This window comes from Ruminococcus flavefaciens ATCC 19208 (assembly GCF_000518765.1).
In the GTDB taxonomy this organism is placed as follows: Bacteria; Bacillota; Clostridia; order Oscillospirales; family Ruminococcaceae; genus Ruminococcus; species Ruminococcus flavefaciens.
In genome coordinates this window covers 79,433-92,648 of the sequence record NZ_KI912490.1, presented here as the reverse complement: position 1 = coordinate 92,648, position 13,216 = coordinate 79,433, and the positions used below count along the sequence as shown (strand labels likewise).

Sequence of the window (13,216 nt, the reverse complement as noted above, 5' to 3'; positions counted from 1 at the left end):
TTTTATGCAGGACGAAAACATAATGAAAATGGCAGAACGCGCCGATATCGAAATAAAAGACGTACCGACGCTGAATATTCTGCTGTGTTATCTGCTTTATAAAATAGACAGACCCGTAAGTCCAGACCAGCTTTATGATATTGCTATCGGTACGGGAGTAGTGAATTACTTCTATTATCAGGACTCTATTGGCTATCTGCTGAAAAACGGACATATAACCTCCGAAAAGGACAACAGCGGCAATGAATGCTACATTTTGCAGCCAAAGGGCAGAGAATGCGCAAAACAGCTAAAAAACTATGCTCCAAAGTCCTACAGGGACAAGCTTGTGCTTGCGGCACTTAGGTATTTTGCCCGTGTTCAGTACGAAAAGGAATTGAAAATAGAGTATGAGCCTGTTGGAAACGGCTATTATACTCATGTAAGATGCGTAGATGTGAATTTTGATCTTATGGACTTAAAGCTCTATGCTCCCGACCTTGCTCAGGCAAAGCTCATAGGCGAGAAGATAATGCTAAATCCTGCCGGTTTTTACGGAAAAGTAATAGAAGTTGCGCTCTCAAATGAAGAACCGCCATACGACCTGAGCGACAATTGACGACATAAGGAGCTGTTTTGGCAGCTCCTTTCTTAATAAGTTATCAGTTAACAGTGATAAATGCATAGATTTGGGTTAACCGACCACTAACCACTTATCACAGAATATGGAGAAATAAATGAAATACTGCATAATACCGTTATCCGAAACAGAATATCCGGTACTGGCTGATTTTCTCTATGAAGCAATATTTATTCCTGAGGGGGCAGCTCCGCCGCCAAGGGATATAATTATACAAGCCCGAATTGCAGGTCTATATCATGGATTTCGGACAGAGAAAAGGCGATATAGCTCTTGCCGCAGAAGCAGACGGCAATATCGTCGGAGCTGTATGGGGACGTATAATGAACGATTACGGTCATATAGATGACGATACTCCTTCACTTGCCATATCCCTGTATAAGGACTACAGAGGCAAAGGCATAGGTACTGCACTTATGCGAGCAATAATAGCGGCTTATGCTGAAAAAGGCTGTAAAAGGCTCTCGCTGGCAGTTCAAAAGGCTAATTATGCCGTAAAGATGTATGAAAAGGTCGGATTTAAAACAGTTTTTGAAAATGATGAAGAATACATAATGACAGTGAACATTGATTAGTGTAGGGGCGGATATTATCCGTCCGAGTCGAAGCTATCAATGATCTTAATAAACACTGAAAGGAAGCATGAAATGAAATACGGACTTGTTCTTGAGGGGGGAGCTATGCGCGGACTTTTTACCGCAGGAGTTCTTGATATCCTCATGGAAAACGATATAAAATTAGACGTAGCTGTGGGAGTTTCCGCAGGAGCAGCATTCGGCTGCAACTATAAGTCGGGACAAATACGCAGGGCTATACGCTATAATACAAGATTCTGCAAGGATAAACGCTATTGCAGTATGCTTTCATACATAAAGACAGGCGATCTTTTCGGCTCTGAATTCTGCTATCATGAGATACCTGATAAGCTTGATATATTCGATACGGAAGCCTTCAATGCATCACCTATGGATTTCTGGGTGGTATGCACTGACATAAACACAGGCAGGGCAGTATACCATAAATGCGGAAATATTGACTATACCGAGCTTGAATGGATACGCGCATCAGCCTCTATGCCCATAGCGGCAAGGATAGTGGAGATAGGAGAGCATCGTCTGCTTGACGGCGGTATTTCCGACTCTATCCCGCTAAAATTCATGGAGAGCCGCGGCTGTGAAAAAAATGTTGTCATACTTACTCAGCCACGAGATTACATAAAGAAGCCGGCAGGCGGAATGAGACTTATGAAGGTCAAATACCGAAAATACCCCGAGCTTGTCAAGGCAGCTGCAAATCGTCATAAGATGTACAACAGCGAGCTGAAATATATTCGCAGTGCGGAAGAAGAGGGAAGAGCCTTTGTTATTGCTCCCCCCGAAAAGCTGCCTGTAGGTCATGTGGAGCATGACCCTGATGTTATGCTTGAGGTCTACCGTATAGGCAGACGTACTGCAAGCCGATACCTTGAGGATTTGCTTGCTTTTCTTGAAAAATAAAAGACCTGTCCTATATCGGACAGGTCACTCGATATTATATAAGATGATGTTTTTTTACACGGTCTGTGATTATAAGAGCAAGGACAAGCTTTATAATGTCGAATGGTATGAATGGCGTTACGCAAAGCTTCAAAGCCTTTGAAAGCGGCATTGAATTTCCGTCTTTTGAGAACACGTATATGAACCATACTGTTCCGAAAGCGTAGCAGACTGCAAGACCTGCAAGCATGAGCACTATCTGCACGACAAGCTTTTTGCCGAAGAGCTTTTCGCCTGCCATATATATAAGTGCCATGAAAATAAATCCCAGTATATAGCCTCCGGTTGGACCTGTAAGCACTCCTATACCGCCTTTGAAGCCTGAAAAAACAGGCAGTCCTATAGCTCCGAGAAGTATGAATACCAATATGGAGAAGAGACCGTTTCTTCCGCCGAGAATACCGAGTACGCAGAAAATTGCGAATGTCTGCAATGTAATGGCGATAGTGCCTATTGGAATGGATATCCATGAGCATACAACTATTATAGCTGCGAACATGGCTGTAAGCACCATTTCTTTTGTAGAAAAGCTGAGCTTTTTTCCATTTGCTGTATTATTGACCATTGAATACAACTCCTTACGTGATATAAACGCGCATATCGTCTGTGATGGATCATGCGTATTGTTGTTTTTATAAGATCTTACATATGAATTATAGCACAGATATTATTCTTTGTCAACCTATTTTGTCTAAAATGGTTGACAATAAAATTCTGAATAATGATTGAAATTGTTAAAGAAATATGTTACAATTAAAATAGTATTTATTTGCGAGGTGTTTATTGAAATAATGAAAATTAGCGAATTTAATGATATAATTGTCCCCGACAGAGTAAAGGCGGATTTCAATGAAGGACTTACATCTGCACAGGTAAAGGAGAGGGCAGAAGCAGGACAGGACAACAAGCCTGTTGAGTCGCCTTCAAAAACAGTAAAGGAGATAGTAGCCGATAACGTACTCACGTACTTTAACCTTATATTTGTTATCCTTTCTGTATTGCTTGTAGTTGTAGGCTCTTACCGTGACCTTACGTTTATGCCTATAATCGTAGCCAATGCTCTTATCGGTATAATACAGGAGATGCGTTCAAAGTCCGTACTGGACAAGATAAAGGTGCTTAATGCCCCTGTTACAACGGTAGTCCGTGACGGAGAGATAAAGACAGTTCCGTCAAAGGATCTTGTAATAGATGATATAGTAATATTCAAGGCAGGAAATCAGATAAGTGCTGACGCTATAGTTGTGGACGGAAACGTTTCCGTAAACGAATCACTCCTTACAGGTGAATCCGATGAAATAAGCAAAAAGCCGGGAGATACTCTCATGTCGGGAAGCTATATAGTTTCGGGCACATGCCGTGCAAGACTTGAAAGAGTAGGAAGAGAATCATATATCTCAAAGCTTACTATACAGGCAAAGAAATCACGAAAGGGTGAGCAGTCCGAGATGATCCGCTCACTAAACAGGATAGTAAAGTTTGCAGGCGTTGCTATTATACCGATAGGAAGCATACTTTTCTATCAGGCGTACTATATAAACCACGACACCATACGTGCAAGTGTACAGTCGATGGTCGCTGCTGTAATAGGCATGATACCTGAGGGACTTTTCCTTCTTGCGAGTGTTACGCTTGTTATCAGTGCCATGAGGCTTGCTCTCAGCAAGGTACTTGTTCACGATATGAAATGTATTGAGACACTTGCGCGAGTTGATGTGCTCTGCGTTGATAAAACAGGTACTATCACAGAGAATGAGATGTCAGTAACAGCAGTAGTTCCTGCGACCGACGAATACGATATAGACTCTGTACAGGGACTTATCAGTGATTTTGCTGCTGCTCAGGATTCGGATAACCAGACTATGGCGGCTATAAAGAATCACTTCCATCGTCCTGCGGGAAGAGCTGCCGTGTCTATAACAGGCTTCTCATCTGAATTCAAGTACAGCAGTGTTACATTTGAACGTGAGTCATTTGTACTCGGTGCTCCTGAATTTGTCCTCAAGGAAAAGATAGACCAATATAAGGAGAAGATAGAGGAATATAACCGCAAGGGCTACAGAGTCCTTGTTTTTGGAAAGTACAGAGGTGTTCCCGACGGAAAGGCGCTTACAGCTTCTGTAGAACCCATGTGCTTTATAATGATGTCAAATCCCATACGTGAAAATGCTCCCGAAACATTCAAGTATTTTGCTGAGCAGGGCGTAGAGATAAAGGTCATTTCGGGTGATAATCCCGTTACGGTATCCGAAGTCGCAAAGCAGGCAGGCATAAAACATGCATCAGACTATGTTGACGCTACTACTCTCACAACAGAAAGTGCTATAAGGGACGCTGTTACACGCTATACTGTATTCGGACGAGTTACTCCCGAACAGAAGCGCAAGTTTGTAAGAGCTCTAAAAAAAGCAGGCAAGACAGTTGCAATGACGGGTGACGGTGTAAACGACGTTCTCGCACTTAAAGATGCAGACTGCTCTGTAGCTATGGCTTCGGGAAGTGACGCAGCCGCACAGGCTTCACAGCTTGTTCTTCTTGAATCCGACTTCTCAAAGATGCCTGATGTTGTTGCAGAGGGACGAAAGGTCGTAAATAACCTTGAGCGCTCGGGAAGTCTCTTTATTGTAAAGAATATCTTCTCATTAATAATATCAGTATTATTCATCTTCTTCGGACTTGCTTATCCGATGAAGCCTGCACAGATATCTCTTATAAGTATATTCACCATAGGTTTACCTGCTTTCTTCCTGTCGCAGATGCCTAACCGCGATCTTATCAAGGGTAAGTTCATTACGAATATACTTCTGAAAGCTCTTCCTGCGGCACTTACAGACGTACTTGTGGTATGTGCTATGGTATATTTCGGAAACATCTTCAATGTTGCATCTACAGATATAGCTACGGCTTCAACGATACTCATGAGTATCGTCGGAATGATGATTGTATTCCAGATATGCAAGCCTATGGATATGTACAAGATGTGGATGTGGATACTCTGTGGAGTGGGACTTGCCTGCTGTATGATATTCATCAGCAAGATGTTCGACATAACAAATATGTCTAACCGCTGTATCCTTCTCTGCGTAAACTTCTCAATTATCGCAGAGCCATGTCTGCGCTATATGACACTGATAACAAAAAAAATACAGTCATTCTTTATAAATGATGGCAATAACTAAAAACAAACAGGCAGATACTTGAAGTATCTGCCTGTTTTGTGTATAAGAGAGGTATTGGAATCATCTTTTGAATTTTATTGCAACTCCCAGACCAAGCAGGAGAACAAGTGCAGATACGCCAAGCAGTATATATGCTTTGGTATTGCTGCTTTCGCTGCCGCCGCTCATGGGTGAAAAGCTTCCCATATCGGGTCTTTCGCCGCCTTTTGATCTGCCTTCGTTTTCGGGAGCATTGCCCTTATCGTTGTTTGGCATAGTTGCTTCTGATTCAGTATCAGAAGTTATTTCAGTTTCAGAAGCTTTTTCGTCATCATCAGCCTCTGTTGCAGCTTCCTTTGAATTGTCAGAAGACTTGAAGCCGCCCTGCATACCGTCGGGAATATTACCCGGGTCGAAGCCGTCAGGCATTTCTCCGCCGGAATCGGGCATATTGCTTGGGTCAAAGCCCTCGGGCATTTCTCCACCGAAATCAGGCAAATTGCTTGGATCAAAGTCATCAGGCATCTCACCGTTAAATCCCTGTGGTGGCTGACCGCTGCCAAAGCTTGGTTTTCCGCTCTTGGAACCCTTGGAAGAATCGCTGCTGTCTGATTTGCTGTCGTTGCTTGGAGCCTGCATATTGCTCAGGTTCGTAACAGATAAGGACGCTGTATTTGGCATACTCTTTCTTGCGACCTTTTCAGCCTTGTCATTTTCAGCAGTTTCGTCAGTCTTTTGAGTATCGTTTGACTTGTTGAAGGAATTACCCTTCTGACCGCCGCCAAATCCGCCGAAGCCGCCTTTTCCGCCGCCCATAGAGCCCATATCAGAAGTGTTCAGACCTGAGGCATCTATAAGAGCTGAGCTGTCTGCGCTCTGTCCGTCAGATGTAGAAGGGATAGTGCCGTCAAGCTGTCCGCGAACGCTTTCTGCACGAAGAGTACAGAATTTAGTCATAGCTTCAACGCCTGTTTTGAACTCTTCATATGTGCAGAACTTAGTAGGATCTTTTTCAACGTACTTGTCGATGAGAGTTGCTGTATCGGAGATAAGCTTCTCGAAATCAACGCTGTCAAGGAATTCACTCATCAGCTGGTGATACTGTTCTGTGTATTCTTCGTTATCGAATATCCATGATACCATCGGACGGTCGCTCATATCGCCTGATACAGGGGTATCAATTGGGTCATTTACGGAAGATGAAGCGTTTCCACCCATGAATGAGCCGTAAGCGAGATTGTAGTCCCACGGTATCATTGAGAGCTGTCCGTCCTCTTCATAGAGGTAGTAGTTGTGTATCATCTGACCTGTATAGCTGTCGCCGTTAACAAGGAAATTATGTACTGTAAAGTAGCGGATAACTTCCTCAACGTCAACTGTGCTTTCAAGATCTGACTGCTCCTGAAGAGCTTTCAGCGAGCTTATAAGACGGTTCTTGTCTGCTTTTGTAACAGCAGTTTTTGCATTGTTGAAGATATTTGAATAGCTGTCGATATCGTCATCGGTATATTTAAGCTTTACATCGTCGCTTCCCATACCGAATCCACCTCCGAAGCCGCCCTTGCCGCCGCCGAAGTCAGGTGCTTCGCCGTTCTCTCCGCCGAACATCTTTGAAGGATCAAAGTCGCCGAAGTCGAAGTCCTCGGGCATATTATCAGGATCAAACTGAGGCATATCTCCATCGAAATCAGGCATACCGCCGCCGAAATTTCCCGGATCAAACTGGTTTTTATCGCTGTCGGAGCTGTTTTTATCTTCGCTCTTGCTATCGTTAAAATTCCCCATACTAAAGTCTTTGCCGTTTCCTCTTCCGCCGCCGAAGCTCATTGCATCAGGCTTATAGAGGTCGCCGTAGTTGCTGCCGTAGTTTCTTTCAAGGAAAGATTCTTCTATAGCTTCCACAGCAAGATACAGTCCCCAGTCCTCACCGTTGACTGTGATGTATGTGTAGCTGCAAAGAGGAGCATCAACGCCGAAATCATGCATAAGCGTATAAGCAAGATAATCCTTCATGTAAGTATTATCCTGAATGATATTGTTAAGACAGAGCTTGTCAAGTCCGTAATAGGTCTTTCCGTTTTCATACTGATCGAACTCTATCTTGAAGCTGTAGCGGCTGCTGTCCATATTCTTTACGGAGCTGAGGGAAGTGTTGCCTTTTGCTCTTATGCCGACATTTTTAACTGCTTCACCGTCTATGATCAGATTGCAGGCTGTGTATTCCTCATTTTCGCAGGTCTCGATAAAGCCGTCCCAGTCGTTGATAACGATGTCAAGAGTATGTACCTTTGACTGATCGAAGAGGCGGTTTTCATAGCCTATGGCATGAGCGGTCATTTCTATGCCCAATGCCTGACCGTTGCAAAATATGACCGATATAATAAGTGTGACCGCAATAACGACCATACATATTTTATCAATGTTCTTATGTGCTGACATTCTATCACACCCTTATCCCATGTAGTCGCCGTTGTAGCTTACGAGAACAGCACTGCTCACACCTTCCATATCAGCAAGGGTATTGATGAAATCTGTATTGTCGTCCTTGAGTCTGATTTCCATATTGAGCTCAACAGAGCCCTTCTGAGCAGTCTTGCTCTTGACAACACATCTCTCTGTCTTTCCGTCAAGGAAAGTCTTTGCCTTTGTTTCGCTGTCGTGATCGTCGCAGCGAACTACAACGATATATGGATTTTTGCAAGCCTTGCGGTTAACGAATACGAGAAGGATAACACCGATGATAACGCTGCCGACAACTGCAAGAGGGATCATGCCTGCTGCAAGAACGATACCCACTGCGATGGACCAGAACAGGAATGCGATATCCAGCGGTTCTTTAATGGCTGTACGGAAACGGACGATAGAAAGTGCGCCGACCATACCGAGTGAAAGAACGACATTGCTTGTGACTGCCAAGATAACAACCGTAGTTATCATTGTGAGTGCAATGAGTGTAGTACCGAAGCTTGCTGAGTACATTACTCCCGAGTAGGTCTTTTTGTAAACGAGGAATATGAACATTCCCAGACCGAATGCAAGTACAAGTGCGATCGCCATATCAAGAATGCTGACACTGGTCACATTCTCTATAAAATTTGATTTGAAAATATCATTTAAGCTCATTGTAAAAACTCCTTTTTTAACCGTAAATTCGACAGGCTGCATATTTTGAGAAAGCTCCCTCGCGCCTGTCTGCAAGGGCAACTGCGTCTCTGATTATATCAGGCAGAAATCCGTCCCATTTTACTTCAAGTATGATAGAGTCCGAAACGGGAACGGTAACACAATCGGGATCAAGAAAATCCGTGCATCTCATACCGCTTCTTACATTGTAATCAAGTGTTACGCGGACATTGCCTGCGGGATATATGAAAGGCTCTCTTGTGTAATCAACAATAGTTTTCGGAGCAATTCCCTGATTTTTCATTTTCGAGTACAGCTCACGTATGAGCATATGCTCCGACTCAAGCATCCATTCGATGTCGCCGTCAACGATCTTTTGTGCCTGCTGCGCTGTAAGCGGTGCACTTTGTTTATTTCCAAGATGATCGATCTTGCTTTTCTTTTCCAGATGGATAACAGAAGTATCACCATTGTAGTAACGAATACGGAATTTTTCTCTTCGGCTCATTCCGTTAACTTTTTCCATAAGAGCTTTGTCTGCAAGATTATCGAAGTAAAGGCTTCGGATAAAATATTTTCCGTTTATTGTATGCGAATCGGGATATGCAACTGTGCTGAGTCTGTGGCGTATCGTTATCAAGTCGGAATAGTTGATCTCATGCTTTATCTCGTGTCTGAAATCCATAGTCTCACCTCTTTTCTTTGATATAGGACACACACAGACCAATGGGCGAATTATTTTTAAGTCTGTGTGCGTTTATCCTATGCTTTAATTATACATAGTTTTGCTGAATTGATGCTGAAAACGGGTGTAAGGGCTGTTAAGCAAAAGTGAAAGTTAAGTGAAAAATTATCAATATATTGCTTTTTTCAGCTTGAATTCAGTTGTATAATGTATTATAATATTATAAAGAGAAATGTGCATTATGCTGCTCAGGGTTTAATGCTGTTCGGATATGCTTTTTTGAAAAGGGGGAACACATATGAAAATACTTATTATAGAAGATGAAAAGGTGTTAGCGGATTCGCTGAAGCTGATGCTGGAGTCAAAGGGCTTTGAAGCAGAAGCAGTCTATGACGGAGAAAGCGGCGAGCAGTATGCTATGCTTGATATCTATGACCTTATTATACTTGATATCATGCTGCCTAAGAAGAATGGCTATCAGGTGGCAAAGGCTGTCCGCGAAAAGCGTAATGCAACGCCTATACTTATGCTGACGGCAAGATCGGACGTTGAGGATAAGGTCGAGGGACTCAATGCAGGAGCTGACTATTACCTCACCAAGCCGTTTGATGCAAGAGAGCTTCTTGCCTGTGTGAACGCACTTCTGCGCAGACAGGGTTCTCAGGTGAACGAGCTTGCTTTCGGAAATACAAGACTTGATATCGAGTCGGCTTCCCTTGTATGCGGAGAAAACAGCGTCAGACTCTCAGCAAGAGAGTTTGAAGTAATGCGTATCCTTATGACCTCGGGGACTAACCACATATCAAAGGAGACTTTGCTGACAAAGGTATGGGGATATGATTCAAATGCAGTTGAGAACCATGTGGAAGCATATGTGAGCTTTCTGCGGAAAAAGCTGCTCAGCATCGGCTCAGATGTGCGCATCGAAGCCATGCGGCGGTTAGGCTATCATCTGGAGTGTGACACAAAATGCTGAAACGTCTTAGGATAAAGTTCATTGCTGTAATAATGAGCATCGTAACCGTGCTTTTTATCTTTATATTCGGACTTGTACTGCATTTTACAAAGCAGAATATAGCGAGAGAGAGCATACAGATGATGCGTACTCAGGCGTTTCGTCCGCCTGCTGCTGCATCTATGCACAAGCCTGATAATATGCCCGATAATATACGTCTGCCGTTTTTTACGGTACATATTGCCGAGAACGGTGAACTGACTGCTTTTGGCGGAGGCTATTACGACCTTACTGATAAGGCGCTGCTTCAAAAGCTTGTGGACGCTGCGGAGGCAAGTTCAAAGGATACGGGCATACTTCCTGACTATGACCTGAGATATATGAAGAACGAAAACGGTCCTATGAAAGCAATAGTTTTTGCAGATGTATCCAGTGAAAAAGCCATGATAAGAGGACTTATAAGGAATTCGCTCATAATAGGTCTGATAGGCTATATAGTATTTTTCATAATAAGTCTGCTTCTTGCAAAATGGGTCACAAAGCCTGTCGAAAAAACATGGAACGAGCAGAAGCAGTTCATAGCAGACGCTTCTCATGAGCTGAAAACTCCGCTTACAGTAATTATGACGAACGCGGAGATGATGACTGATAAGAGCTATACGGAAGGTGACAGGGACAACTTTACAAAAAATATCCTCTCAACGTCAAGGCGCATGAGAGGATTGATAGAAAGTCTACTTGAGCTTGCAAGGCTGGATAATAACAGTAACAGAGCGCCGCAGAAATTCAGCACAGTTGATTTCAGTAAGCTCATAAATGACAGTATACTGCCCTTTGAGCCGCTGTTTTATGAGAATGAAATGGAACTTTCCACAGATATTGATGAGAATATCAATGTGGAAGGCGACAAGGAAAAGCTCAGGCAGGTTATAAATATTCTTCTTGACAATGCGCTTAAATACAGTGATCCTGCTGAGAAAGTAACGGTGAAGCTGAAGCAACAGTCATCAAACTGTTTATTGTCTGTTTCTGGGCTGGGAACTCCGCTTACAAAGGAGGAATGTGAGAATATTTTCAAGCGTTTTTACCGTGTGGATCAGTCAAGAAACGACGGACAGAGCTATGGTCTGGGACTATCAATAGCCGACAGTATCATAAGCGAGCACACCGGAAAGATATGGGCGGAAAGCGAGAACGGATATAATATATTCTATGTATCCCTTCCATTATGAGATAGCAAAAAAGAGAGATGTCTAAAGACATCTCTCTTTTATCTGCGGAATAAACCTTTTTTCTCATACGGCTCTGAAGTTATGCCCAGCACTTTATATCCTGATTTCTCAACGGTTTCTTTCAGCAAAGCTTTATCGAGCTCTTCTTCAGAGATTATTTCAGTTTCACCTTTGCTGTGAGAGGAATTGACCTTTTTTGCATTTACAGCAGCACGGACAGCATCACTTACATGAGCTTCGCACATTCCGCACATCATGCCTTCAACCTTGATTATTGTTTTGACCATGTATCTCATCTCCTTTGGTTAGTTAATACTGACAATATTATTTTAAAACAAATTTGTGCAGTTGTCAAGCAGCAATAAATATTATTGCCAAAAAGAACGCTGATACATTATTTTATGTACTTTAAACTGTCATAACAGTATTAAAGTGAGCTTCATTATTCGTTCGGAACGTATTGTAAATGTTGTATTTTTATGTGCTCTTTGGTGAAAAATTACGATTTTGGATTGACTTTTTGCGGAAAATATGGTAATATATGTATTGTCATATTATTTTTTTACTGCAAAAGGAGAAAATATCATGAAGAATTTTATCAGGAGAGCGGCAGCTGTCCTATTATCTATAACAATGATCTTTACTGTTTCTATGTTTGTTCCGACATTGAATGCAAAGGCTGCTGTATATGCAGTATGGCCCACAGAAGCAAAGTATAAGAATATAACAACCTATTTTGATCCTGCAAGAAATACCTATGATAATTCAGAGCATCATAATGCTATTGATATCGAGGCAGCAGGAGGCAGCAATATCTATGCGGCTTACGGTGGAGAGGTCATCTCGGCTGACTGGAAGGACGCTTACGGATATATGGTAATTCTTTACCATTCTGATCTTGGAGTATATACCTTCTACGCTCATGCTTCACAGCTGAATGTATCGGCAGGGGCTAAGGTTAAGCAGGGCGATGTTATTGCAAAGGTAGGAAGTACGGGACAGTCCTCGGGCAATCATCTCCACTTCGGAGTATGTGACAAGCTGCTCGGTTCTTTCCCTTCACGTACATATTATGATCCAATGACTTATTTTGTATATTCGGACAATGCAGGCGGTGAGCAGACAAGCAATAATACACCTGCTGCCGAGTGCAGCTGTTCTGAGGATTATGCAGGACTGTACACAACCAAGAATGTAGTTACTTACCTTAATATCCGTTCAGGACACGGTACGAATACATCTGTTATAGGACAGATACCTGCAAATGCTGAGTTCACAGTAACTAAGGGCAACGGACAGTGGGCACACGTTGAGTATAACGGAGTCAAGGGTTATGCTTCTATGGACTATATGCAGCGCAATGAAGAGATAAAGTCGGGTATGAAGATCGAAAACCAGACAACTCCCGAGGGAACTATCGAGGTCGGAAAGCCATTTTCGATCAAGGGCGTTATTACTTCCAACCTTAACATAACCAAGGTAAGCGGCGGTGTATATTTCCGTGACGGTGAAGCAACGAGCCAGTGCGCGGAGGCTGTTCCGAATGCGCTGACATACGATCTTTCCACTTATTTTGATAAGAATATCATATTCAACGCTCTTTATGAGGGTGAGTACACATATAAGATAGTCGCTGAGGATAAAAGCGGACAGGCATATACGCTGGTATCAAGTGATTTTGTGATAAGCAGCGATGTTTACAGCGGCGTTATGGGCGACCTCAGCGGTGACGGCGAGCTGAATGTGTCAGATGTAGTATTGCTACAGAGCTATATTCTCAACAAGGCTGACGAGTTTACAAAGAAGCAGTACCTTGCTTCTGATATGAACAAGGACGGAACGGTCGATGTGTTTGACCTTGTTGAGCTTAAAAAAGCTGTAATTGCAGTAAGTGAATGATCAATATGGA

General features: G+C 42.8%; 11 protein-coding genes and 1 pseudogene. 7 read left to right on the top strand and 5 right to left on the bottom strand.

The window, feature by feature from the left end; genetic code table 11:
* The first annotated feature begins 4 nt into the window (after positions 1-4).
* The 3 genes and pseudogenes from L870_RS0110610 (at position 5) to L870_RS0110600 (ending at position 2,115) form a co-directional block, all read left to right on the top strand.
* Positions 5-598, top strand: a complete 594-nt coding sequence (locus L870_RS0110610; RefSeq protein WP_028518129.1) for a DUF4364 family protein — start codon at positions 5-7, stop codon at positions 596-598.
* A gap of 118 nt (positions 599-716) precedes the next feature.
* Positions 717-1,194, top strand: a pseudogene (locus L870_RS17305) (GNAT family N-acetyltransferase).
* 72 nt (positions 1,195-1,266) lie between these two features.
* A complete protein-coding gene (locus tag L870_RS0110600) occupies positions 1,267-2,115 on the top strand; it encodes a patatin-like phospholipase family protein (RefSeq protein ID WP_028518128.1) in 849 nt (282 codons plus the stop codon).
* Positions 2,116-2,149: 34 nt separating this feature from the next.
* Here the strand turns inward: L870_RS0110600 and L870_RS0110595 are convergent, their stop codons facing one another.
* Positions 2,150-2,719, bottom strand: a complete 570-nt coding sequence (locus L870_RS0110595) for a biotin transporter BioY (protein ID WP_028518127.1) — start codon at positions 2,717-2,719, stop codon at positions 2,150-2,152.
* Between the two features lie 226 nt (positions 2,720-2,945).
* Between L870_RS0110595 and L870_RS0110590 the strand changes: the two genes are divergently transcribed.
* On the top strand, positions 2,946-5,333 hold the full coding sequence (locus tag L870_RS0110590) for a cation-translocating P-type ATPase (RefSeq protein WP_028518126.1): 2,388 nt from the start codon (positions 2,946-2,948) through the stop codon (positions 5,331-5,333).
* A gap of 60 nt (positions 5,334-5,393) precedes the next feature.
* Here L870_RS0110590 and L870_RS17300 read toward each other — a convergent pair whose 3' ends face one another.
* Genes L870_RS17300 through L870_RS0110575 form a run of 3 tightly spaced genes read right to left on the bottom strand, consistent with a single transcriptional unit; the run spans position 5,394 to position 9,120 of the window.
* Positions 5,394-7,751: a CotH kinase family protein gene (locus tag L870_RS17300; protein ID WP_051411509.1), complete on the bottom strand. Its 2,358-nt coding sequence runs from the start codon at positions 7,749-7,751 to the stop codon at positions 5,394-5,396.
* A 12-nt stretch (positions 7,752-7,763) separates the two neighbouring features.
* Positions 7,764-8,435: a DUF4956 domain-containing protein gene (locus L870_RS0110580; RefSeq protein WP_028518125.1), complete on the bottom strand. Its 672-nt coding sequence runs from the start codon at positions 8,433-8,435 to the stop codon at positions 7,764-7,766.
* A gap of 16 nt (positions 8,436-8,451) precedes the next feature.
* Positions 8,452-9,120 carry a polyphosphate polymerase domain-containing protein gene (locus tag L870_RS0110575; RefSeq protein WP_028518124.1) on the bottom strand — a complete coding sequence of 223 codons (669 nt, stop codon included), beginning with the start codon at positions 9,118-9,120 and terminating at the stop codon, positions 8,452-8,454.
* 298 nt (positions 9,121-9,418) lie between these two features.
* On the opposite strand from L870_RS0110575, the gene L870_RS0110570 reads away from it, so the two are divergent.
* Both L870_RS0110570 and L870_RS0110565 read left to right on the top strand, forming a co-directional pair.
* The gene (locus L870_RS0110570) at positions 9,419-10,096 is read left to right on the top strand and encodes a response regulator transcription factor (protein WP_028518123.1); all 678 of its coding nucleotides are present in this window, start codon (positions 9,419-9,421) and stop codon (positions 10,094-10,096) included.
* The gene (locus L870_RS0110565) at positions 10,090-11,307 is read left to right on the top strand and encodes a sensor histidine kinase (RefSeq protein WP_028518122.1); all 1,218 of its coding nucleotides are present in this window, start codon (positions 10,090-10,092) and stop codon (positions 11,305-11,307) included. The genes L870_RS0110570 and L870_RS0110565 overlap by 7 nt, the downstream gene beginning before the upstream one ends.
* A gap of 38 nt (positions 11,308-11,345) precedes the next feature.
* On the opposite strand, the gene L870_RS0110560 is transcribed toward L870_RS0110565, so the two are convergent.
* Positions 11,346-11,594: a heavy-metal-associated domain-containing protein gene (locus tag L870_RS0110560; protein ID WP_028518121.1), complete on the bottom strand. Its 249-nt coding sequence runs from the start codon at positions 11,592-11,594 to the stop codon at positions 11,346-11,348.
* A gap of 298 nt (positions 11,595-11,892) precedes the next feature.
* Between L870_RS0110560 and L870_RS18565 the strand changes: the two genes are divergently transcribed.
* Positions 11,893-13,206, top strand: a complete 1,314-nt coding sequence (locus L870_RS18565; protein ID WP_051411508.1) for a peptidoglycan DD-metalloendopeptidase family protein — start codon at positions 11,893-11,895, stop codon at positions 13,204-13,206.
* The last annotated feature ends 10 nt before the right edge of the window (positions 13,207-13,216 follow it).